This window comes from Acidihalobacter prosperus (assembly GCF_000754095.2).
Taxonomy (GTDB): Bacteria; Pseudomonadota; Gammaproteobacteria; order DSM-5130; family Acidihalobacteraceae; genus Acidihalobacter; species Acidihalobacter prosperus.
The window spans coordinates 41,744-63,418 of the sequence record NZ_JQSG02000001.1; the positions used below are offsets into that span (position 1 = coordinate 41,744).

Below are 21,675 nucleotides of genomic sequence, written 5' to 3' on the forward strand. Positions count from 1 at the left end.
GGTCGGGCTGCGGCCCGGCGTGCGGCCTGATCAGCTTTCGTTGTGCATTTGAGTGACATCCACACGAAGCTTGAGCGGTTGGCCAGGGTGCAGGATGTCGGTCCTGCCCAGGTCGTTCCAGCGTCGTATGGAGGGGATGTTGACCCCGAAGCGCTGGGCGATGCTGTAAAGCGAATCGCCGTTGCGCACGGTATAGGATACCGTGCGCACCCGTTGCGCGGGCTGGCCGCTGCTGGCGATCGCGAGTCCGTCGCCACTGGCGGGGTGAACGACCAGTCGTTGCCCGGGGTGCAGGGCGCTATGCGGGCCGAGATGGTTCCAGTGCATCAGGTCGGAGATGCTGACCTTGTAGTTGCGTGCGATATCCCAGAGCGTATCGCCAGACTTGACGACGTGATAGACCGTGCCGGCAGTTGCGCCCGTCTGTCCGCTCGGTGGCTTGGCCGCCGAGGCTAGCCGTACAGGCGTTGCGTGCACGCCGCCGCCGTGGCTCCAGATCAGAAGTCTCTGCCCCAAGCGCAAGGGCGCGTGGGTGGTCATGTTGTTCCAGCGTGCGAGTTTGGCGACGTCGACGTGGTACGCGCGAGCGATATCCCAGAGCGTGTCGCCAGGTTTGACGACGTGGTAGAGCTTGGTGCTTCCGGTATGCGCAGGCTGCGGCATGCGGTGGCGCAGACCCTCTGCCATGGCATAGGCCTGATAGGGCTTCGATGATCGCGGTACGATCAGATATTGCCCGACACGGATCAGGTTGCCTCGCAGATGGTTGGTTTGCCGTATGACCCCGATGGCGGTGTGGTACTCGGCGGCGATCTGGCTCAATGTTTCGCCCGCTTTTACTTCATGTCTGATCCAGGTGACGCGCTGACTGGCCGGAATACTGGCCAGCTTTTCGTCGAAGGTCTGCACGCGGTCTGCTGGCAGCAGGAGTCTGTGGGGGCCGTTCGGGTCGGTGGCCCAGCGGTTGTAGCCCGGATTAAGCAGATAGAGTTCGTTGAGTTTGATGCCGGCCAGCTTGGCCGCCAGGGCGAGGTCGATCTGAGATTTGAGATGTACGACGGCAAGATAGGGTTTGTCGGGGATCGGCCATAGACTGACGTTGTATTGCTTGGGGTGTGCGACGATGGCCTTGACCGCGAGTAGCTTGGGCACGTAGGTCTTAGTCTGCTCAGGCAGATCGAGCGCCCAGAAGTCGGTGGGTTTGTGTCGTTCCTGGTTGCGCTTGATCGCCCATTGCACGGTGCCGGCGCCGGAATTGTAGGCGGCCAGCGCGAGCAGCCAGCTGCCAAACTGGTCGTGCAGGGACTGCAGATAATCCAAGGCCGCCTTGGTGGAGGCGTAGATATCGCGGCGACCGTCGTACCACCAATTCTGTTTCAGGCCGAAGTGGCGTCCCGTCGAGGGGGTGAACTGCCAGATGCCCGCGGCCCGACAGCTTGAGTAGGCGTAGGGTATGTAGGCGCTTTCGACCACCGGCAGCAGCGCCAATTCGGTCGGCATATGTCGTTGGTGTATCTGCTGCAGGATATAGTAGAGATAGGGTTCGGCCCTGGCAGTGACTCGCTCGAGGTAGGCGGGGTGCTGCCGGTAGAAGGCGATGGCGTTCTGAACCAGCGGCTGCTGAAGGCCGTCGGGCAGCTGAAACCCCGACCGTATGTCGGTCCAGATGGTTTCGTTCTGCGGTTGTGCAACGGGCGCGGCTTCCGCTGTCGTTTCGCCGTCCGGCGAGTCGGTCGCCGGCATTGCGGAATCGGTGCTGGCAAGGCTGGCCGTCGTGGCGTCTTCGCTTGTCGGGCCGTTGTTTGCGACTGGCGAGGACGCGCCGGGCGACGGAGCCGTGCAATTCGCGCTCGTGTCGTCAGGGGTGCCAGGACAGGGTGGGGCGGCGGGCGTCTCGCTTGCCGGCCGGCTGGCGCTTGCGGTTGTCGTGCCTGCCGGCGCGGGCGCTCCGCCCAGATGCTCCAGTGTGGCGCATCCTGAGAGAGAAAGCAGAGCAGCTACCGCCGGCAAGCCCTTAATCAACTGAGTTTTTCTGAGGTTTCTCATGCGTGCATAGCTTATCCTCAGATGCGGCCGTTGAACAAGTAGATTGTGGGTCTGGCCGGATGGTTGGCGCGAGGATGGCGTCAGGCGGTATGCTCGGGATTCTGGGCATGGCGCGCGAGTGGTGCGAGAGGATGGCTGGTTTGGAGCCAGAACAGGCGTTAGTCGAGTGGTATCAGGGAGATATCGGGCGTCATGTATGGTCGCGACTGCACGAGGAAATGCCGAGCCTGTTAGGCGAAATGTTCGGCTATGTCGGCGTGCAGATCGGGCTGGGCGCGCTTTCCCCCTCGCTACTGGCAAGCAGCCGGGTCAAACAGCAGGCCGGGATGGCCACGATGCTGTCAGGCGCAGATGTGCTGGGGCGGCCCGAAGCATTGCCCTTTGCCGCGGAGACGCTTGATCTCGTGGTGCTGCCGCATGTGCTCGAATTTTCACCGGATCCGCATCAGGTGCTGCGCGAGATCGACCGTGTGCTGGTGCCGGAGGGGCATGCGGTTTTCATCGGTTTCAATCCGATCAGTCTGTGGGGCCTGTGGGCGTTGGCAGGTGGCGGCCCGAGGCAGTTTTCTAAGCGTTCGGGTCGCGCGCATCTGTATACGCAGGCCCGCCTGAAGGACTGGCTGGCCCTGCTAGGGTTCGATATCAGCCAGACGCGTCATCTGATGTATCGCCCGCCGTCGCGCCGAGCCTTGATGACGGACCGCTGTGGATGGCTGGAGACGATGGGCCGCCGCCGCTTTTCCATGTTGGGCGGTATCCGTATCATTGCCGCCAAAAAACGGGAGTCCACCCTGACATTCATCAAGCCGAGCCGGCGCAGGCTGCGTGTGCTGCCGGGTGCGGCGATCAAAACGACACCCAAGGTGATTTCCAGTGAACGACACGATTGAGATCTATACCGATGGGGCTTGCCGCGGGAACCCTGGACCGGGCGGGTGGGGTGCATTGCTGCGTGTCGGTGATCGAGAAAAGCATTTGTCCGGCGCCGAGGCGCAGACCACCAACAATCGCATGGAACTGACTGCCGCGATCAAGGCTCTGGAGGCCTTGCGCCGTCCGTGCAAGGTGCGTCTGGTCACCGACTCGACCTACGTGCGGGACGGGATCACGCGCTGGCTGTCGGGCTGGAAGCGCAAAGGCTGGAAAACGGCCTCGGGGCAGCCGGTGAAGAACCAGGATCTGTGGGTCAGTCTGGATGCGGCCAGCCAGCGACACCAGGTCGTGTGGGAGTGGGTCAAGGGGCACGCCGGCCATCCGGAGAACGAGCTGGCCGATCGTCTTGCCAACGAGGCGATCGACCGCATGCAGGGCAACGCCGCATGAGTCAGAAGCGCCGGTTGTGCCTGCGCGAGTTGCTTGTGCGGCCGTTGACCTGCCGCGCGTGCCGTATTCGCCTTCATTGGGAGTCCGCGTGATGCGTCAGATCGTGCTGGATACCGAAACCACCGGTCTTGAACCGCAGCAGGGCCACCGGGTTATCGAGATCGGTTGCGTCGAACTGTTGAACCGCCGCGCCACCGGTCGGCATTTCCACTACTATCTGCAGCCCGATCGCGAGATCGACGAGGGCGCTGCGGCGGTACACGGCATCACGTCGGCATTCCTGGCTGACAAGCCGCGTTTCGCCGATGTGGCCGAGGAGTTCCTGGCCTTTGTCGCGGGGGCGGAGCTCGTGATCCACAATGCCCCCTTTGATCTCGGGTTTCTCGATGCCGAGCTGGCGCGTCTGGAAGGTGGTCGGGCGACGATGCGCGAGCTGTGTCCCGTCGTCGATTCCCTAGTGCTGGCGCGCCAGATGCACCCCGGGCAGCGCAACAGCCTCGATGCCCTTTGCAAGCGTTACGGGGTCAGCAACGAACATCGCGAGTTGCATGGCGCGTTGCTGGATGCGCAGATCCTGGCCGAAGTGTACCTGGCCATGACGGGGGGGCAGACGAGTCTGCTTCCGGATACCCATCCAGACGGCGCACAACGGTCGGGCACGCGCACCCAATCGGTCGTGCGCCGTCTGGATGACGATCGGCCGCCTCTGCGGGTGATACGCGCCGACGAGCGTGAGCGTGCGCGACACGAGACGGTGCTCGACGGTATTGCCAAGGCGGCTGGCGAGACGGGTTGCCGCTGGCGCCAGTCTTAGGGCTGGGGGCCTTGGTGACGGTTAACGGGAAGACTTGAGAATGCGGGCTTTGTCCCGATCCCATTCGCGGTCACGCTCGGTGGCCCGCTTGTCGTGGACCTTCTTGCCCTTGGCAAGCCCGAGTTCCAGCTTGGCGCGCCCGCGCTTCCAGTAAAGCGCCAGGGGAATCAGTGTGAAGCCTTTGCGTTCGACCGCGCCGATGAGGCGATTGAGTTCGGCGCGGTGCAGGAGCATGCGTCGAGTGCGCGTGGCGTCAGGGTGAACATGCGTCGAGGCGCTCAGCAGCGGCGAGATATGCGCGCCGAACAGCCAAGCTTCTCCTTCCTTGATCAGTGCGTAGCTCTCGTTGAGCTGGGCGCGGCCGGCGCGAAGGCTCTTGACCTCCCAGCCTTCAAGCGCGAGTCCTGCCTCGAAGGTGTCCTCGATGAAAAAATCATGGCGCGCGCGCCGATTGAGGGCAATGGTCGAACGGCTGCTGCTGTCGGGTTTCTTGCTCATCGGCGCATTATAAAGGGAATGTGCCAGGTGCGGGTCGATAGCACGTGTCCGACGCGCCAGGTCGACTTGTCCGTGGATGCCGCAGGGTCGACAATACGACGTTTTGCGATGGTGCCTGCGTGAGAAGACTCAAGTCCATACATGGCGAGTGGTCGTCGCAGGGAGGGTTTTTCCTCGCTGCGACCGGCGCGGTCGTCGGGCTCGGCAACATCTGGAAATACCCCTATATCGCCGGCCAGAATGGTGGCGGAGCCTTTTTGTTGGTGTATCTGGTCTGCCTGCTGCTGGTCGGCATGCCGCTGATGATGGCCGAGCTGCTGCTCGGACGGCGCGGTCGCGGCAGCCCGCCGGCGGCCTTTCGCGAGATCGCGATGGACGAGGGCCGCTGCCGGCCATGGGCGGCGGTGGGCATCTTCGCGGTGGCGGCCGGCCTGTTGATCCTGTCGTTCTACAGCGTCATCGCAGGCTGGGGTCTCGACTACATGTGGATGAGCGCGCGGGGTGAGTACCGCGGTCTGGACGCGACGGCCGTACAGGGCGTGTTTTCTCGGCTCAATGACGAGCCCTGGCGTTTGCTGTTCTGGCATAGCCTGTTCATGGCGATGACGGTAGCCGTCGTGTCGCGCGGCGTGCGACAGGGGCTCGAACGTGCGTCGCGGCTGTTCGTGCCGGCGTTGTTCATTCTACTGTCGGTACTGGGGCTGTATGCGGCCGTGGAGGGTGGTGTCGGTCGCGCGATGGCCTATATGTTCGAACCGGATTTCGCCGCGATCGACGGCAAGGTCGTACTGATCGCGCTTGGCCATGCCTTCTTCACGCTCAGCCTGGGGACCGGGACGATGATGGCGTACGGCGCCTATCTGCCGGATCGCGTGTCGATAGCGCGCATGAGCCTGTGGGTCGTGCTGGCCGATACCCTGGCCGCGCTGTTGTCCGGCATTGCGATCTATCCCCTGGTGTTTGCCGGTCATTTGCCGGTCATGCAGGGGCCGGGGCTGGTATTTACCGTCTTGCCCTCGGCTTTCGGACATGCGCGTTGTGGCGACCTGTTCGGCACCCTGTTTTACGCTGCTCTGGTCCTGGCCGCATTGACTTCCGCAATCGCCCTGCTGGAACCCGCCGTGGCCTGGTGGGTCGAACGCGGCAAGTCGCGCGCGAAGGCGGCCCTGTGGGTGGGTGGCGGCGTGTGGGTGCTGGGCGTTATGACGATTCTCTCGTTCAATATCTGGTCCGGCGTGTTGATCTTGGGGCATACCTGGTTCGGTCTGCTCGATATGCTGACGGGCAACCTCATGTTGCCGGTGGTCGGGTTGCTGATCGTGATATTCGTCGGCTGGATGATTGCCGGTCGCTCGTTGCGCCAGGAGCTGGCGCTGTCGCGCGCCGCTGTCCGCGTATGGCTGACCGTGCTGCGCTATGTGACGCCGGTGGCCATGCTGCTGGTTTTGTTGAACGCTCTGGGCCTGATTCGGGGGGGTATATGACGGCTGTAAGCCGCTCGGCACTGGTGGACTATACGCCGCAGGAGATGTTTGCGCTGGTGGACGATATCGAGCACTACGCCGATTTTCTGCCGTGGTGCCGACAGACGACCATTCTCTCGCGCGAAGAACGCGAGGTGAAGGCCAGTATCGAGCTTTCGCGCGGAGGCGTACGCAAGACCTTCACCACGCATAATCGGATGCAGCCCGGTAAGATGATCGAAATCAGGCTGGTCGAGGGGCCGTTCAGTCATCTGCACGGCTTTTGGCGTTTCGATGCGCTGGGCGAGAAGGCATGCAAGGTGTCGCTGGACATGGAGTTCGATTTCTCGAACCGGCTGCTCGGTCTTGCCGTGGGCCCGGTGTTCAGCCAAATCGTCAATAGCCTGGTGGACGCCTTCGTCAAGCGGGCACGCGAGGTATACGGTGCCCGCTGAGGCATTGGCGGTGGAGGTGGCCTATGCCCTGCCCGACCGCCAAACGGTGTTGCAGGTCGTGTTGCCCGAGGGCGCGACGATCGGGCAGGCGATAGCGGCATCCGGCATGCTGGCGCGCCACCCGACCGTCGACCTCGAGACCTGCCGGGTTGGCATATTCGGGCACCTGCGCAATCTGGCGGACGTGGTGCGCGATGGCGATCGGGTGGAGATCTATCGTCCGCTTGTCGTCGATCCCAAGGAGCGCCGTCGCCGGCGCGCGCAGGGCGACTGAGCAAGCGCAGGACGACTTACTGCGCCGTTGAGGTGGGGCCGCCGACGATGCGAGCCAGCTTGCCGTCCTGAAAATACAGGGTCAGATGCTTGACGGTCTGCCGACCGTAGGTCGGGGTCAGGGCGTACACATAGTCCCACCGGTTCGGATTGAAGGCGTCGGTCAGCATCGGGTCGCCGAGGATGAAGCGGACTTGGGCCTCGGTCATGCCGATCTTGACCTGCTGTAGCTGGGTCGCCTTGATCTCGTTGCCCTGATGAATGGGCGGACGATAACCGGATAGCCAACTGAAGCTGCAACCGCTCAGTGCTAGAATGGTCAGGCCGAACAGGGAAATGCGTATTTTTTTCATTTGCGTCATCGATTCGAATGGGCGCGCACATCTTAAAGCAAACCGATGTGCATTGCTGGAAGGGACTGATGGAAAACCAAGACCTCAAACGTGCCGGCCTCAAGGTCACGCTGCCGCGCATGAAGATTCTGGAAATCCTTGAGACGGCGAAGCCGCGCCATTTGACTGCGGAGGATATCTATCGCCTGCTGCTGGATTCGGGCGAGGAGATCGGCTTGGCGACGGTGTATCGCGTGCTGACGCAGTTCGAGGCCGCCACGCTGGTGCAGCGCCTGCACTTCGAGGGTGGCCAGGCCGTATTCGAGCTGGCGCGAGGTCATCATCACGACCATATCGTCTGCGGCGAGTGCGGTCATGTGGAGGAGTTCTACGACGAGGTCATCGAGACGCGGCAGAAGGCCGTTGCGAGTAGCCGGGGGTTCGAGATCAGGGATCATTCGCTGATTCTTTACGGCAACTGTCTGCGCCAGGATTGCCCGCATCGCAACGTCGAGGAATAGCGCGGAACGGTGGCGCAATGGATGAGGTGCCCGCTCAGCCTTCCTGAGCGCCGCGCAGCATCTCCTGCGCGTGTGCCTGAGACTGCGGGGTGATGCGTACGCCGCCGAGCATTCGTGCGAGTTCATCGATGCGCGCAGGTTCGGTGATTAGCGGTTCGATCAGCGTTTCGGTCGAGTCGCTGTCCTTGATCTTGCGCACGGCGAGTTGTTGGTGGGCCTGAGCCGCGACCTGGGGGAGGTGGGTGACACAGAGGATCTGGCGGTCGGCGCCGAGGCGCCGCAGCATGCGGCCAACCACTTCGGCTACGCCGCCGCCAATGCCGCTGTCGACCTCGTCGAAAATCAGGGTGGGCAGGCGCCGGTCGCGCGTGGCGGCGAGCTGCAGCGCGAGGCTGATACGCGAGAGTTCGCCGCCAGATGCCACCTTGGCAAGCGGGCGCAGGGGTTGGCCGGGATTCGCGCTGACCTGAAATTCCACCTGGTCGATGCCGTGATGAGAAGGTTTGGCGCGTGGCTCATTCTCGACCGCAACGGCAAAGCGCCCACCCGACATGCCCAGCGTCTGCATCGCTTCGGTGACCTCGTGGCCGAGGGTGGTCGCGGCTTCGCGACGTCCGGCAGAGACGCGTTCGGCCAACGCGCGGTAGCGTTCGGCGGCTGACGCCAGCTTGGCGTTGAGACGAGTACGGTGGCTGTCGTGATCCACCAGCGACTCCCGTTCCTGCTGGAGCGCCGACAAGCGTTCGGGTAGCTCGTCGATCTCGCAGTGATGTTTGCGCGCAAGGGATTGGAGTAGCGCCAGGCGGGCGCCAATTTCGTCGAGGCGCGCCGGGTCGATCTGCAGGTCGTCCAGATAGCGGCGCAGTTCCGCGGCAGCCTCCTGGACTTCGATTTGCGCGTTGCGCAGTAAGGCGAGTGATTGGTCGAGCCGGGGGTCAAGCGAGGCGGCGTGGTCGAGTGCGTCGACGGCGTGCGAGAGCAGGCCGTTGGCATCCGGTTCGCCGTCGTAGGCCAAACCGTAGGCTGCCTGCGCGGCCTCGAGCAACTGGCTGGCATGCGCCAGGCGACGATGCTCGTCTTCCAGTTCGTCGGCCTCGCCGGCGCGCGGGGCGGCGGTTTCGAGCTCGCCACACTGAAATTCGACGAGTTCCAATCGCGCTTGGCGATGTTGCGCGTCGTCCTCGATGGCGGCCAGCGAGGCCTTGAGTTCGGTCCACTGCCGGTGAGCTGCGGCCAATTCTTCCAGCAGGGCCGCATGGCCGGCCTGCAGGTCGAGCAGTCCGCGCTGCGCGTCGCGATGCAGCAGCGATTGGTGGGCGTGCTGGCCGTGGATGTCAACCAGCTGCTCGCCGAATTCCCGCAGCGCCTGCAACGCGACCGGCGTACCGCCGATATAGGCGCGCGCGCGCCCTTCGCGGGTGACGATGCGGCGCAGGGTGCAAGCACCGTCATCGTCTTCCAGGTCGTGCGCGCGCAGCCAGGCCAGGGCGTTTGGTTGCGCACCCAGGTCGAACCCGGCGCTGATTTCGGCCCGTTCGGCGCCGGCGCGGACCACGCCGCTGTCGGCGCGGTCGCCGAGTACGAGGCCGATGGCGTCTATCAGTATGGATTTGCCGGCGCCGGTTTCGCCGGTCAATGCGGTCATGCCGCACGTCAGTTCCAGCTCGAGATGCTCAATGATGGCGAAATCGCGGATCAGAATGTGTGACAGCATGGGTGCCGAGGCTCGATGGGCGATGCGCGCGGGGACAGGGGGTCATGCGCAGATATTCAAGGCTGCTCGCCCCAGTGCAGTTTGGCCCGCAGGATATGGAAGTGATCGTAGGTGTTCGGGTGCAGCAGACGCAAGGGTTTCTCTTTCTGACGAATGCGGATCACCTCGTCCGGCTGCACGAGCCGGCACGACTGGCCGTCAAAGGCCACTTGTGCCGGGGCGGTATTGTGCGCAGAGAGCGAAATCTCGATGCAGGATGAGGCCGCGACCACCAGGGGGCGGCTCGTGAGTGTGTGCGGGCAGATCGGGACCAAGACGACGGCCGGCAGCGAGGGCGACAGGATTGGCCCGCCGCCGGACAGCGCGTAGGCGGTCGAGCCGGTGGGCGTGGCGATGACGAGACCGTCGGCGCGCTGGCTGCTGACGAATCGTCCGTCGATGCGGATATCGAATTCGATCATGCGAACGTCGCTGCAGATATGCAGTACGACGTCGTTGAGGGCGTCATAGCAGTCGCCCGGCCCCTCCTCGCCGCCCGTGATTTCGGCCTGGAGCAGGGCTCGCGGTTCCTCGATGTAGTCGCCTGCCAGAATCTCGTCCAGGCGCGGCGCCATTTCCTCGGGCGATATGTCCGCCAGAAACCCCAGGCGCCCGAGGTTGATGCCGACCAGCGGCACTTCGCAGCAGGCCAGTGACCGCGCGGCGTTGAGCAGCGTGCCGTCGCCGCCCACCACGATGGCCAGGTCGCAGCGGCGCGCGATGGCCTCGCGCTCGTGCAGGGCTTCGTCCGGAACGAGTCCGTCGGCGCTCGCGTCCAGCAGCGGTGTCAGACCGCGCGCCCTTAGGAATGTCGTCAGTGCCGCCAGCGTCGGCGCGAGGCGGGTGTCGCCGTGTTTGGCGATGATGCCGACAGTCTTGAAATTTCTCATGTATACAGATACTTGGTTGGGGAGGGTGGCGGCGGGCCGGGTGGTGTGAAGCTTGACACTCAGAACCCGTATTGTAATCATCGTCGCGGCCATATTGCATGCCCCCGACGGTTGATGGCACATATCCGTATCCGCAGCAGTTCCTCCGATGAATCCGGGCTGGACGAGCGTTCGCGGCACCTCTTGAAGGTGTTGGTCGAGAGCTATATCCGTGAAGGACAGCCGGTTGGTTCACGCCTGCTGAGCCAGAAGGCGGGGCTCGACATCAGCCCCGCGACCGTGCGCAATGTGGTCGCCGATCTGGAGTCGATGGGCTTCGTTCGCTCGCCGCATACTTCCGCCGGTCGTGTCCCAACCGCGCGCGGTTATCGTCTTTTCGTGGACACCCTGCTGCAGCAGCGCCCGCCGGATGCGGCGGCGTTGCGTCAGATGCGTGTGCATCTTTCGCCGGGGCGAGGTGCCGATGATCTGGTCGAATCGGCTTCCAATATCCTGTCCGGGATCACGCAGCTCGTGGGTGTCGTGACCGTGCCGCGTAGCCAGCACCTGGCGTTGCGGCAGATCGAGTTTCTGGCACTGTCCGACAAGCGTGTGCTGGTGATTCTGGTGATGAACCAGCACGAGGTCCAGAATCGCATCCTGCAACTGGATCGCGCCTATACGCAATCCGAGCTGGATCAGGCCGCCCGTTACCTCAATCTGCATTTCGCCGGACGCGATCTGATGCACATACGCGGTTCGCTGCTGCGCGAACTCGACGAGATGCGGGCGGATATGGATCGCATCATGCGCAATGCGGTGGAGTTGGGGCAGAAAGCGCTCGAGGACGAGGTCGAGCAGACCGGTGACTACGTGCTCGCGGGCCAGAACAACCTGCTCGAATATCAGGAACTGGCGGACCTGGAAAGACTGCGTACCCTTTTCTCCGCCTTCACCGAAAAACGAGAAGTTCTGCACCTGCTGGACAAGAGCGCCGTGGCGGAGGATGTGCAGATATTCATCGGCCACGAATCCGGCTACGGCGCGCTCGATTACGTGAGTGTGGTCACGGCGCCTTACGTCGCCAATGGCGAGGTGATCGGCATGCTGGGCGTGATCGGCCCGACACGCATGCCTTACGATCGTGTGATTCCAGTCGTGGACATTACCGCCAGGCTTCTGGGTAGCGCTCTGAACGGACGGGCTTGAAGTCTGTGTGAGAGGCCCCACCTATTGCCCAGGTTTGTCCAAGTTTGCCCGCTAAGCGGCATCGAATCTGGAGCGATTGATGAGTCAAATACCCCCACAGAACGGCGACAATACGTCCGATGAGGCGGAAAAGCCGAGTGTCGGCGAGCAGCCGGTGCAGGCCGAGAACGTCGACGCCATGGAGGCGCTGCATCGCGACCTCCAGGAGATGAAGGACAAGGCGCAGACGCATTGGGATCAGTTTGTGCGTGCCCAGGCCGAGCTCGACAACCTGCGCAAACGGGCCGAGCGCGATCTCGCCAACGCTCATAAATATGCGCTGGAGCGCTTCGCGAACGAGCTGCTTCCGGTGAAGGACAGCCTCGAATTGGGCATGGGCGCGGCAGATGGCGCGGATGCCGTTGCCAGCATCCGCGAAGGTATGGAATTGACGCTGCGCATGTTCGGCCAGGTTCTGGCCAAGTTCGGCATTGAAGAGGTCAATCCTGTCGGCGAACGCTTCGATCCGGAGCGTCATCAGGCGATGACCATGCAGCCTTCCGGCGAACAGCCACCCAATACCGTGCTCGGCGTCATGCAAAAGGGCTATGTGCTCAACGACCGCCTGCTCAGGCCGGCCATGGTCGTCGTCTCCAAGGCGCCCGATTGAAGCCGACGCCTTGAAATCGGGGCGCTGGCCCCAATTTAGCCCTCATATTCAGTACGTATTCACCCAGTGCTAGGGAGATGCAACATCATGGGTAAAGTCATTGGTATCGACCTTGGAACCACCAATTCCTGCGTGGCCGTCATGGAGGCGGGCAAGCCCAAGGTGATCGAAAACAGCGAAGGCGATCGCACCACCCCCTCCATCATCGCGTTCGGCGACGACGGCGAGGTGCTGGTCGGTCAGCCGGCCAAGCGTCAGGCCGTCACCAATCCCACGAACACCCTGTTTGCGGTCAAGCGCCTGATCGGACGTCGGTTCGACGAACCCGAGGTGCAGAAGGACATCAAGCTTGTGCCCTACACGATTGCCAAGGCCGACAACGGCGACGCCTGGGTGGAGGTGAAGGGCAAAAAGATGGCGCCGCCGGAAATTTCCGCGCGCGTGCTGATGAAAATGAAGAAAACCGCCGAGGATTATCTCGGCGAGCCGGTGACCGAAGCCGTCATCACCGTGCCGGCCTATTTCAACGATTCGCAGCGTCAGGCGACCAAGGATGCTGGCAAGATCGCGGGCCTCGACGTTAAGCGCATCATTAATGAGCCCACCGCGGCGGCGTTGGCCTTCGGTTTGGACAAGAAGGGCGGCGATCGCAAGGTGGCGGTCTACGACCTTGGTGGCGGCACCTTCGACATCTCCATCATCGAAATGGCCGACGTCGACGGAGAGCAGCAGTTCGAGGTGCTGGCGACCAACGGTGACACCTTCCTGGGTGGCGAAGATTTCGACAAGCGCCTGATCGACTATCTGGCGGACGAGTTCAACAAGGAGCAGGGCATCGATCTGCGCGGTGATCCGCTTGCCATGCAGCGTCTGAAGGAGGCTGCGGAAAAGGCCAAGATCGAGTTGTCGTCCACTCAGCAGACCGAGGTCAACCTGCCCTACGTCACCGCCGATCAGACAGGGCCGAAGCATCTCAACATCAAGGTGACGCGCGCCAAGCTGGAGTCGCTGGTCGAGAGCCTGATTCAGCGCACCATCGAGCCGTGCAAGCTGGCGCTCAAGGATGCCGGCCTGTCGACATCCGACATCGCCGATGTGATTCTGGTCGGTGGCCAGACCCGCATGCCGAAGGTGCAGGAAGCGGTCAAGAACTTCTTCGGCAAGGAGCCCCGCCGCGACGTCAATCCCGACGAGGCGGTAGCCGTGGGTGCGGCCATCCAGGGCGGCGTGTTGGGCGGCGAAGTCAAGGACGTGCTGCTGCTTGACGTGACCCCGCTGTCGTTGGGAATCGAGACCCTTGGCGGCGTGATGACCAAGCTCATCGACCGGAACACCACCATCCCGACCAAGGCCACGCAGGTTTTCTCCACTGCCGAGGACAATCAGACGGCCGTGACCGTGCATGTGCTGCAGGGCGAGCGCGAGCAGGCGGGCGGCAACAAGTCGCTCGGACGATTCGACCTGACGGACATTCCGCCCGCGCCGCGCGGCGTGCCGCAGATCGAGGTGATGTTCGATATCGACGCCAACGGTATCCTCAACGTGTCGGCCAAGGACAAGGCGACCGGCAAGCAGCAGTCGATCGTGATCAAGGCATCCTCCGGCCTGGCCGAGGACGAGATCGAGCGCATGGTCAAGGATGCCGAAGCGCACCGCGACGACGACAAGCGCTTCCACGAACTCGTGACGGCGCGCAATCAGGCCGACAACCTCATACACGCGGCCGAAAAATCCCTTCAGGAAGCCGGTGACAAGGCGACCGCCGATGAAAAGCAGGCGATCGAACAGGCGGTCGGTGAGTTGAGGGAAGCCGTCAAGGGCGACGACAAGGCGGCGATCGAGGCCAAAACGGAAGCCTTGAGCGCGGCCTCCGGCAAGCTTGCCGAGAAGCTGTACAGCCAGGCGGGTGCGGCACAGGACGCGCCCGCCGGTGCGACGGACGCAGGCGCCAAGAGTGGCCGCGGCGACGAGGATGTCGTGGACGCCGAGTTCGAAGAGGTCAAGGAAAACAAGAAATAATCCGGAGCGAGGCCGGCCGCTGCGCGCGCAGGGTCGGCCTCCCCTTGTCCGGATCGACTGCCCGCCGCGCGCGGGCCGTGTGCGTCGAGGCCTGCCCGGCGCCGTGGCTGCGGCCAACCATTCTGGATCAACGTCAAGCGACCGAGAGCGATGTCGAAAAGAGATTATTACGAAGTGCTGGGCGTGGAGCGTTCGGCGGGCGATGACGAACTCAAGAAGGCGTACCGGCGACTGGCGATGAAATACCATCCGGACCGGAATCCGGACGATGCCGAAGCCGTCGAGCACTTCAAGGAGGCCAAAGAGGCCTACGAGGTGCTCAGCGACGCCCAAAAGCGGGCGGCCTACGACCAGTTCGGCCATGCCGGCGTGAATGGCGGTGCCGCGAGCGGCGGTGCCGGTTTCGGTGGCGCCGGTTTCGGCGATATCTTCGAGGACATTTTCGGCGATATCTTCGGCGGTGGGCGCGGTCGCGAGCGCAATTACCGAGGGGCAGACCTGCAGTACAACCTCGACCTCAGTCTGGAGGAGGCGGTGTTCGGCACCGAGGTCAAGATCCGCGTGCCGACGATCATCGCTTGTACCGCCTGCGACGGCACGGGTGCGCGATCCGGTACGCGGGCCGAGGGTTGTCCCACCTGCGGTGGCGTCGGTCAGGTCCGCATCCAGCAGGGATTTTTTTCCGTGCAACAGGCCTGCCCGCGTTGTCACGGCAGCGGCAAGATCATCCCCGATCCCTGCCCAAGCTGTCGCGGCGAGGGCCGCGTACGCGACACCCGCACCTTGTCCGTCAACGTGCCGGCTGGCGTCGACACCGGCGATCGTATCCGCCTCGCCGGGGAAGGCGAGTCTGGGCCGCAGAATGGCCCGGCTGGCGACCTCTATGTGCAGATTCGCGTGCGCGAGCACAAAATCTTCACGCGCGAAGGCGAAAATCTTTATTGCGAGGTGCCCATCGATTTCGTCACCGCTGCGCTGGGCGGCGAGATCGAGGTGCCGACGCTGGGCGGCCGCGCCCGACTCAAGATCCCGGCGGAAACACAGACCAATCGCATGTTCCGTATCCGTGGCAAGGGCATCAAGCCGGTACGCGGCGGCCCGGAGGGCGATCTCATTTGCCGCGTGATGGTCGAGACGCCGGTGAATCTGACCAAGTCCCAGCGCGAACTCCTGATCCAGTTCCAGGACACGCTCAAGGGCAGCGAACACAAGCACAGCCCGCAGGCGCACAGCTGGCTGGACGGCGTCAAGGGCTTCTTCGACGATCTCAAGTCCTGGCTGCATTGACGCGATCTTCCGGAGGATTCACAAGCCATGAGTGATGTGACCAGAGTCGGCATCGTGGGTGCGGGCGGACGAATGGGGCGGACGCTGATCGAGGCCGCGCATGCGAGTGATCAGGTCGAGCTTGCGGCGGTAATCGGTCGTCGCGGCGGCGCCGCCATCGGGCGCGATGCCGGCGAGCTGGCCGGGGTCGGTGCCCTGGGGGTGCGTGTTGCCGACGACTTGGCGGCCGTGATCGGCGATTTCGACGTCTTGATCGACTTCACGCTGCCCGAAGGTACGTTGTCCCATGCCGAGATCTGCGCCCGGCACGGCCGTGCGATGGTGATCGGTACCACCGGATTTTCCGAGGCACAGCTGCGGCGCCTGGATGCCTTGAGCCATCGGGCGCCCTTCGTGATCGCGCCGAACATGAGCGTCGGCGTCAACCTGTGTCTGACCCTCCTCGAGACCGCCGCCACGATCCTGGGCGACGAAGTGGATATCGAGATCATCGAGGCGCACCACCGTCATAAGGTCGATGCACCTTCCGGCACCGCTTTGCAGATGGGGCAGGTCGTGGCCCAGGCGCTCGGGCGCGATCTCGGCAGCTGCGCAGTCTACGGGCGCGAGGGGCGCACCGGCCCGCGCGACCGCCACGCCATCGGTTTCGAAACCATTCGAGCCGGCGATATCGTCGGCGAACACACCGTGATGTTCGCGGGTGCGGGCGAGCGCATCGAGATCGCCCACAAGGCGACCAGCCGCATGACTTTTGCGAGCGGCGCATTGCGCGCGGCGGTCTGGGTCGCGGGCCGCGGGCCGGGCCGCTACGGCATGCGCGACGTGCTCGGTCTGGGCTGAACCGCATCTTCGCGTGGACAGGCCCAGTCGGGGTCGCGTAAAATTACGACGATTACATGAACCCTTGCTACGCGCGGCATCTCGGCGTGTCGAAGTCGCGTGCGCAAGCGCATGAGTCCCCCGCGCACAGCGGGGATTGGCATATCCAAACGGGGCGCGGGTCCCGTTTTTCGTATCTACGGTGAACCGCTTGAACCAAGCCGCTTTGTTGGCTCTAGAGGACGGCAGCGTGTTTCATGGTGCCGCCGTCGGCGCGCTGGGGGAGTGCGTCGGTGAGGTGGTGTTCAATACCGCCATGACGGGCTACCAGGAAATCCTGACCGACCCCTCCTACGCACGTCAGATCGTCACGCTGACCTACCCTCATATCGGCAATACCGGCACCAATGCCGAGGACGAGGAGTCCGCCAAGACCTTTGCGGCTGGCCTGGTCGTTCGGGATCTGCCGATGACGCATTCGAACTGGCGTTCGGCCGAATCCCTCGACCACTATCTGCAGCGTCACGGCGTGGTCGCCATTGCCGAGATCGATACGCGCCGCCTGACGCGTTTGTTGCGCGACAAGGGCGCACTCAACGGTTGCATCCAGGCGGGCGCCATAGACATCGACAAGGCCTTGGCGGCTGCAAAGGCGTTTGCCGGCCTCAAGGGCATGGATCTGGCGTGCGAGGTCACCGCGCGCGAAATCTACGAATGGCGAGCCGGTAGCTGGGAAGCGCACGGCGGCTTCGGCCCCGGCAGTCGCGACCAGTCCGACGTACTGCACGTGGTGGCCTATGATTTCGGCGTCAAGCGCAATATTTTGCGCATGCTGGCGGATCGCGGATGCCGCCTGACCGTGGTGCCGGCCCAGACGCCGGCCGCCGAGGTGCTTCGACTCGAGCCCGACGGCGTGTTTCTTTCAAACGGACCTGGGGATCCGGAGCCCTGCGACTATGCCATCGCCGCCATCGCCGAGCTGGTCGAGCGCGGCATACCGACCTTCGGCATCTGTCTTGGGCATCAGTTGCTGGGGCTGGCCAGCGGCGCGTCGACCATGAAAATGAAATTCGGGCATCACGGCGCAAATCATCCGGTGCAGGATCTGGAAAGCGGGCAGGTGATGATCAGTTCGCAGAATCACGGATTTGCGGTGGACGAAAGCAGCCTTCCCGGCCATCTGCGCGCCACCCATCGCTCGCTCTTCGATGGCTCCCTGCAGGGGATCGCGCGGACCGATCGGCCGGCATTCGGCTTCCAGGGGCATCCTGAGGCCAGCCCCGGGCCGCACGACGTGGCTGGTCTTTTCGATCGTTTCATCCGGCTCATGCGCGCCTGAATGCCGCGCCGCCCGTACATAGACAACGGACACCCATGCCCAAACGCACCGACATCAAAAGCATCCTGGTCATAGGCGCCGGGCCGATCGTCATCGGCCAGGCCTGCGAATTCGATTATTCCGGCGCCCAGGCATGCAAGGCGCTCAAGGAGGAAGGCTACCGGATCATTCTGGTCAACTCGAATCCGGCCACGATCATGACCGATCCGGAAACCGCGGATGCGATCTATATCGAGCCGATCGAGTGGCGTACCGTGGCGCGCATCATCGAGCGCGAGCGTCCGGATGCGCTGCTGCCAACCATGGGTGGGCAGACGGCGCTCAATTGTGCGCTTGATCTGGCCCGCGAAGGCGTGCTTGATCGGCTGGGCGTGGAGATGATCGGTGCCGACCGCGACGCCATCGACATGGCGGAGGATCGCGAGCGCTTTCGTCATGCCATGGCCGAGATCGGGCTTTCGACGCCCAAGGCCTTTGTCGCACACAGTTTCGAGGAAGCGCAGCAGGTTCAGGGTGGCATCGGCTTTCCGACTATCATCCGGCCTTCCTTCACCATGGGCGGCAGCGGCGGCGGTATCGCCTACAACCGCGAGGAATTCGAGGAAATCGTCAAGCGCGGTCTCGATCTGTCGCCGACCAAGGAAGTGCTGCTCGAGGAGTCGGTGCTGGGTTGGAAGGAATTCGAGATGGAGGTCGTGCGCGACCGCGCCGACAACTGCATCATCGTATGCTCCATCGAAAATCTGGACCCGATGGGCGTGCATACCGGCGATTCGATCACGGTGGCGCCGGCGCAGACCCTGACGGACAAGGAATACCAACGTCTGCGCGATGCGTCCATCGCCGTCCTGCGCAAGATCGGCGTCGATACCGGCGGCTCGAACGTCCAGTTCGCGATCGACCCGGCGACGGGGCGGGTGATCGTCATCGAGATGAATCCACGCGTGTCGCGTTCCTCGGCGCTGGCCTCGAAGGCGACCGGTTTCCCGATTGCCAAGGTCGCGGCCAAGCTGGCGGTTGGCTACACCCTGGACGAGTTGCGCAACGACATCACCGGCGGCGTGACACCGGCATCGTTCGAGCCGACCATCGATTACGTGGTGACCAAGATACCGCGCTTCACTTTCGAAAAATTTCCCAAGGCGGATCCCCGTCTGACCACCCAGATGAAGTCCGTCGGTGAGGTCATGGCGATCGGCCGCAGCTTCCAGGAGTCCTTCCAGAAGGCGCTCAGGGGGCTCGAAATCGGTGTTGACGGCCTCAATGAAGTGCTGGATCTGAGCGACCGGGACGCGGCCGCCGCACGTCTGCGTCAGGAATTGCGCGCACCGACCGAGCAACGCATCTGGTATCTTGCCGATGCCTTCCGCTTCGGCATGACGCGGGAAGAAATTCACCAGCTCAGCCGGATCGACCCGTGGTTCCTGGCGCAGATCGAGGATCTCGTGCATACCGAGCAAGCGCTGCGCGGTACGGCCATGGAGCGCCTGACGGCGGCGGCATTCCGACGTCTCAAGCGCAAGGGCTTTTCGGACCGCCGACTGGCGCGTTTGCTGGAGGAAACCGAACGCACGGTCCGCCAGCGGCGCCATCTGCTTGGCGTGCGCCCCGTCTACAAACGGGTGGATAGCTGTGCCGCAGAGTTCGCTTCGAGTACGGCCTATCTCTATTCCACTTATGAGGAGTCCTGCGAGGCAGAGCCCGGCAGTCGTGACAAAATCATGGTGTTGGGGGGCGGCCCGAACCGCATCGGCCAAGGGATCGAGTTCGACTACTGCTGCGTGCATGCGGCCCTGGCCCTGAGCGAGGATGGCTATGAAACCATCATGGTCAACTGTAACCCCGAGACCGTCTCGACCGATTACGACACCTCGGACCGTTTGTATTTCGAGCCGCTGACGCTTGAGGACGTGCTCGAGATCATCGAGGTCGAGCAGCCCAAGGGGGTGATCGTGCAGTATGGCGGCCAGACGCCGCTGAAATTGGCGCGAGATCTCGAGGCGGCCGGTGCGCCGATCATCGGTACTAGCCCCGATTCGATTGATCTTGCCGAGGACCGGGAGCGTTTCCAGCACCTGATCGAGTCGCTGGAGCTGATGCAGCCGCCGAACAGAACGGCGCGCAGTGCGGAAGAGGCCGTGCGACTGGCCGACGAGATCGGCTATCCCGTGGTGGTGCGGCCTTCCTACGTGCTGGGCGGGCGTGCCATGGAGATCGTCTACGACGAACAGGACCTGCGTCGGTACATGAACGAGGCGGTGAAGGTTTCCAACGATGCGCCCGTGCTCATAGACCGCTTCCTCGATGATGCCATCGAAGTTGACGTGGATGCGATCTGCGACGGCGAAACGGTGCTGATCGGCGGCGTGATGCAGCATATCGAGCAGGCGGGAGTCCATTCCGGCGATTCGGCCTGTTCGCTGCCGCCCTATTCGTTGAGCGAGGTGCTGCTCGACCGCTTGCGCGACCAGGTCCGGCGCATGGCCGTCAGTCTCAAGGTGGTGGGGCTGATGAACGCGCAGTTGGCTGTCAAGGGCGACGACATCTATATCCTTGAAGTCAATCCGCGTGCTTCGCGTACCGTGCCGTTCGTGTCCAAGGCCAGCGGCTTGCCCATGGCCAAGGTCGCGGCTCGCTGCATGGTGGGGCGGAAGCTGGCCGAGCAGGGTATTGCCACCGAGATCATCCCGCCGTATTTTTCGGTCAAGGAGGCGGTGTTCCCGTTCATCAAATTTCCCGGCGTGGATCCGATCCTCGGGCCGGAGATGAAATCGACCGGTGAGGTCATGGGTATCGGGCTGAGCTTTGGCGAAGCCTTCGCCAAAGCTCAGTTGGCATCCGGCGTGGTGTTGCCGCGAGGCGGTCGAGCCTTCATCAGTGTCCGTGACGAGGACAAGGTCGCCGCCGTCGGCATTGCACGCGAGTTGCTCAAGCGCGGGTTCAGACTGGTGGCGACACATGGGACCGAGAAGGTTCTGGTGGCCGCGGGCTTGCCCTGCGATGCCGTCAACAAGGTCATGGAGGGCCGACCGCACGTGGTCGACATGATCAAGAACGGCGAAATCGACATGATCGTGAACACCACCGCGAACAAGCAGGCCATTGCAGACTCCTTCACCATCCGGCGAGAGGCGCTGCAGCGCAAAATTACCTACGCGACGACCATGGCGGGCGCGCTTGCGATGTGTCTTGCCATGGATTTTCTGGATAACGAGGCGGTTTACCGTCTGCAGGACCTGCATGAGGAGGCTCGGCAATGAACAAGGTGCCGTTGACGATCCGCGGGGCTGAAAAGCTCCGTGCGGAGTTGCAGAAGCTCAAGTCGGAAGAGCGTCCGCGCGTCGTGGCCGCCATCGCAGAGGCGCGCGCGCATGGCGATCTCAAGGAAAACGCCGAATATCATGCGGCCCGCGAACAGCAGGGTTTCATCGAGGGGCGTATCAAGGAGGTCGAGGCCAAGCTCGCCAATGCCCAAGTCATCGACGTCACCAAGCTCAATCCCGGCGGTAAGGTCGTGTTTGGCGCCACCGTCGATCTGGCGGACGTGGCTTCGGGCGACGAGATCACATACCAGATCGTCGGTGACGACGAGGCGGATATCAAACAGGGGTTGGTGTCGGTCAGTTCGCCGATCGCGCGGGCGCTGATAGGCAAGATGGAAGGAGACGAAGTGCTCGTGCAGGCGCCCGGCGGCAATCGCGAGTATGAAGTGCTCGCTGTACGTTACGTCTGATTCAAGCGATTCTTCAGATACAGCACGACCACGCCGCCGATGCGCTGCACCAGTTCGGCGTCCGTGGCCGCGAGGATTTCCTCGATGATCGGTGTCATGGCCTCGCGTCCGCCGGGAATCTTGATCTTGATCAGTTCATGATGTTCGAGGGCGGCCCTGATTTCATCGATCACGCTGGCGTGCAGGCCCTTTTGGCCGATCAGCACGACCGGTTTGAGCGCGTGCGCCCTCGCCTTGAGTGCGCGTCTGTCGCGGTCATCGAGTACCATGGTC

Annotated in this window: 21 protein-coding genes; 15 read left to right on the top strand and 6 right to left on the bottom strand. The window is 63.3% G+C overall.

What is annotated here, in order from left to right:
* Positions 1–30 precede the first annotated feature (30 nt).
* Positions 31–1,743, bottom strand: coding sequence for a LysM peptidoglycan-binding domain-containing protein (locus THPRO_RS00200; RefSeq protein WP_065089049.1), 1,713 nt, complete (start codon positions 1,741–1,743; stop codon positions 31–33).
* Positions 1,744–2,048: 305 nt separating this feature from the next.
* Between THPRO_RS00200 and THPRO_RS00205 the strand changes: the two genes are divergently transcribed.
* The 3 genes from THPRO_RS00205 to dnaQ all read left to right on the top strand — a co-directional run bounded on the left by THPRO_RS00205 (position 2,049) and on the right by dnaQ (position 4,183).
* Positions 2,049–2,936, top strand: a complete 888-nt coding sequence (locus tag THPRO_RS00205; RefSeq protein WP_145930644.1) for a class I SAM-dependent methyltransferase — start codon at positions 2,049–2,051, stop codon at positions 2,934–2,936.
* The gene (rnhA, locus tag THPRO_RS00210; RefSeq protein ID WP_065089050.1) at positions 2,920–3,369 is read left to right on the top strand and encodes a ribonuclease HI; all 450 of its coding nucleotides are present in this window, start codon (positions 2,920–2,922) and stop codon (positions 3,367–3,369) included. Before THPRO_RS00205 ends, rnhA begins: the two co-directional genes overlap by 17 nt.
* Before the next feature lie 91 nt (positions 3,370–3,460).
* On the top strand, positions 3,461–4,183 hold the full coding sequence (gene dnaQ / locus THPRO_RS00215) for a DNA polymerase III subunit epsilon (protein WP_038087519.1): 723 nt from the start codon (positions 3,461–3,463) through the stop codon (positions 4,181–4,183).
* Positions 4,184–4,204: 21 nt separating this feature from the next.
* Here dnaQ and smpB read toward each other — a convergent pair whose 3' ends face one another.
* Positions 4,205–4,681, bottom strand: coding sequence for an SsrA-binding protein SmpB (smpB, locus tag THPRO_RS00220; RefSeq protein WP_038087517.1), 477 nt, complete (start codon positions 4,679–4,681; stop codon positions 4,205–4,207).
* Positions 4,682–4,800: 119 nt separating this feature from the next.
* Here smpB and THPRO_RS00225 point away from each other — a divergent pair, with 119 nt between their 5' ends.
* The 3 genes from THPRO_RS00225 to THPRO_RS00235 are packed head-to-tail and all read left to right on the top strand — an operon-like array spanning position 4,801 to position 6,873.
* Positions 4,801–6,165, top strand: coding sequence for a sodium-dependent transporter (locus THPRO_RS00225; protein ID WP_038087514.1), 1,365 nt, complete (start codon positions 4,801–4,803; stop codon positions 6,163–6,165).
* On the top strand, positions 6,162–6,599 hold the full coding sequence (locus tag THPRO_RS00230; protein WP_038087511.1) for a type II toxin-antitoxin system RatA family toxin: 438 nt from the start codon (positions 6,162–6,164) through the stop codon (positions 6,597–6,599). Before THPRO_RS00225 ends, THPRO_RS00230 begins: the two co-directional genes overlap by 4 nt.
* Positions 6,589–6,873, top strand: coding sequence for an RnfH family protein (locus tag THPRO_RS00235; RefSeq protein WP_038087508.1), 285 nt, complete (start codon positions 6,589–6,591; stop codon positions 6,871–6,873). Before THPRO_RS00230 ends, THPRO_RS00235 begins: the two co-directional genes overlap by 11 nt.
* Before the next feature lie 16 nt (positions 6,874–6,889).
* Here THPRO_RS00235 and THPRO_RS00240 read toward each other — a convergent pair whose 3' ends face one another.
* Entirely contained in the window at positions 6,890–7,225 is a 336-nt protein-coding gene (locus THPRO_RS00240; protein ID WP_052064091.1) for an outer membrane protein assembly factor BamE, read from the bottom strand.
* Positions 7,226–7,293: 68 nt separating this feature from the next.
* Here THPRO_RS00240 and fur point away from each other — a divergent pair, with 68 nt between their 5' ends.
* Positions 7,294–7,725 carry a ferric iron uptake transcriptional regulator gene (gene fur, locus THPRO_RS00245; RefSeq protein ID WP_038087688.1) on the top strand — a complete coding sequence of 144 codons (432 nt, stop codon included), beginning with the start codon at positions 7,294–7,296 and terminating at the stop codon, positions 7,723–7,725.
* A 34-nt stretch (positions 7,726–7,759) separates the two neighbouring features.
* Here the strand turns inward: fur and recN are convergent, their stop codons facing one another.
* Together recN and THPRO_RS00255 are read right to left on the bottom strand one after the other, a co-directional pair.
* Complete coding sequence (recN, locus tag THPRO_RS00250) at positions 7,760–9,439, bottom strand: DNA repair protein RecN (protein ID WP_065089052.1); 1,680 nt, start codon at positions 9,437–9,439, stop codon at positions 7,760–7,762.
* A 56-nt stretch (positions 9,440–9,495) separates the two neighbouring features.
* Positions 9,496–10,368 carry an NAD(+) kinase gene (locus tag THPRO_RS00255; protein ID WP_038087504.1) on the bottom strand — a complete coding sequence of 291 codons (873 nt, stop codon included), beginning with the start codon at positions 10,366–10,368 and terminating at the stop codon, positions 9,496–9,498.
* Positions 10,369–10,482: 114 nt separating this feature from the next.
* Between THPRO_RS00255 and hrcA the strand changes: the two genes are divergently transcribed.
* From hrcA to greA, 8 genes are all read left to right on the top strand, one after another.
* On the top strand, positions 10,483–11,556 hold the full coding sequence (gene hrcA, locus THPRO_RS00260) for a heat-inducible transcriptional repressor HrcA (protein WP_065089053.1): 1,074 nt from the start codon (positions 10,483–10,485) through the stop codon (positions 11,554–11,556).
* A gap of 79 nt (positions 11,557–11,635) precedes the next feature.
* On the top strand, positions 11,636–12,205 hold the full coding sequence (gene grpE, locus THPRO_RS00265) for a nucleotide exchange factor GrpE (protein WP_065089054.1): 570 nt from the start codon (positions 11,636–11,638) through the stop codon (positions 12,203–12,205).
* An 87-nt stretch (positions 12,206–12,292) separates the two neighbouring features.
* On the top strand, positions 12,293–14,224 hold the full coding sequence (gene dnaK / locus THPRO_RS00270; protein ID WP_065089055.1) for a molecular chaperone DnaK: 1,932 nt from the start codon (positions 12,293–12,295) through the stop codon (positions 14,222–14,224).
* A gap of 150 nt (positions 14,225–14,374) precedes the next feature.
* Positions 14,375–15,511, top strand: a complete 1,137-nt coding sequence (dnaJ, locus tag THPRO_RS00275) for a molecular chaperone DnaJ (RefSeq protein WP_038087501.1) — start codon at positions 14,375–14,377, stop codon at positions 15,509–15,511.
* Positions 15,512–15,538: 27 nt separating this feature from the next.
* Positions 15,539–16,351, top strand: a complete 813-nt coding sequence (dapB, locus tag THPRO_RS00280; RefSeq protein WP_082954329.1) for a 4-hydroxy-tetrahydrodipicolinate reductase — start codon at positions 15,539–15,541, stop codon at positions 16,349–16,351.
* Positions 16,352–16,541: 190 nt separating this feature from the next.
* The gene (gene carA / locus THPRO_RS00285) at positions 16,542–17,669 is read left to right on the top strand and encodes a glutamine-hydrolyzing carbamoyl-phosphate synthase small subunit (protein ID WP_065089236.1); all 1,128 of its coding nucleotides are present in this window, start codon (positions 16,542–16,544) and stop codon (positions 17,667–17,669) included.
* A 35-nt stretch (positions 17,670–17,704) separates the two neighbouring features.
* Positions 17,705–20,929 (top strand): carbamoyl-phosphate synthase large subunit, encoded by a 3,225-nt coding sequence (gene carB / locus THPRO_RS00290; protein WP_065089056.1) that lies wholly within the window; start codon positions 17,705–17,707, stop codon positions 20,927–20,929.
* A complete protein-coding gene (gene greA / locus THPRO_RS00295) occupies positions 20,926–21,402 on the top strand; it encodes a transcription elongation factor GreA (protein ID WP_065089057.1) in 477 nt (158 codons plus the stop codon). Before carB ends, greA begins: the two co-directional genes overlap by 4 nt.
* On the opposite strand, the gene THPRO_RS00300 is transcribed toward greA, so the two are convergent.
* Entirely contained in the window at positions 21,393–21,671 is a 279-nt protein-coding gene (locus THPRO_RS00300) for a YhbY family RNA-binding protein (RefSeq protein WP_038087685.1), read from the bottom strand. The genes greA and THPRO_RS00300 overlap by 10 nt on opposite strands.
* Positions 21,672–21,675 lie beyond the last annotated feature (4 nt).

Coding starts and splice junctions, on each gene's coding strand:
- smpB (WP_038087517.1), bottom strand. CDS start 4,681: ATGAGCAAGAAACCCGACAGCAGCAGCCGTTCGACCATTGCCCTCAAT.
- THPRO_RS00240 (WP_052064091.1), bottom strand. CDS start 7,225: ATGAAAAAAATACGCATTTCCCTGTTCGGCCTGACCATTCTAGCACTG.
- THPRO_RS00200 (WP_065089049.1), bottom strand. CDS start 1,743: ATGCCGGCGACCGACTCGCCGGACGGCGAAACGACAGCGGAAGCCGCG.
- THPRO_RS00300 (WP_038087685.1), bottom strand. CDS start 21,671: ATGGTACTCGATGACCGCGACAGACGCGCACTCAAGGCGAGGGCGCAC.
- carB (WP_065089056.1), top strand. CDS start 17,705: ATGCCCAAACGCACCGACATCAAAAGCATCCTGGTCATAGGCGCCGGG.
- dnaK (WP_065089055.1), top strand. CDS start 12,293: ATGGGTAAAGTCATTGGTATCGACCTTGGAACCACCAATTCCTGCGTG.
- fur (WP_038087688.1), top strand. CDS start 7,294: ATGGAAAACCAAGACCTCAAACGTGCCGGCCTCAAGGTCACGCTGCCG.
- THPRO_RS00230 (WP_038087511.1), top strand. CDS start 6,162: ATGACGGCTGTAAGCCGCTCGGCACTGGTGGACTATACGCCGCAGGAG.
- dnaQ (WP_038087519.1), top strand. CDS start 3,461: ATGCGTCAGATCGTGCTGGATACCGAAACCACCGGTCTTGAACCGCAG.
- THPRO_RS00255 (WP_038087504.1), bottom strand. CDS start 10,368: ATGAGAAATTTCAAGACTGTCGGCATCATCGCCAAACACGGCGACACC.
- greA (WP_065089057.1), top strand. CDS start 20,926: ATGAACAAGGTGCCGTTGACGATCCGCGGGGCTGAAAAGCTCCGTGCG.
- hrcA (WP_065089053.1), top strand. CDS start 10,483: ATGGCACATATCCGTATCCGCAGCAGTTCCTCCGATGAATCCGGGCTG.
- recN (WP_065089052.1), bottom strand. CDS start 9,439: ATGCTGTCACACATTCTGATCCGCGATTTCGCCATCATTGAGCATCTC.
- dnaJ (WP_038087501.1), top strand. CDS start 14,375: ATGTCGAAAAGAGATTATTACGAAGTGCTGGGCGTGGAGCGTTCGGCG.
- grpE (WP_065089054.1), top strand. CDS start 11,636: ATGAGTCAAATACCCCCACAGAACGGCGACAATACGTCCGATGAGGCG.
- dapB (WP_082954329.1), top strand. CDS start 15,539: ATGAGTGATGTGACCAGAGTCGGCATCGTGGGTGCGGGCGGACGAATG.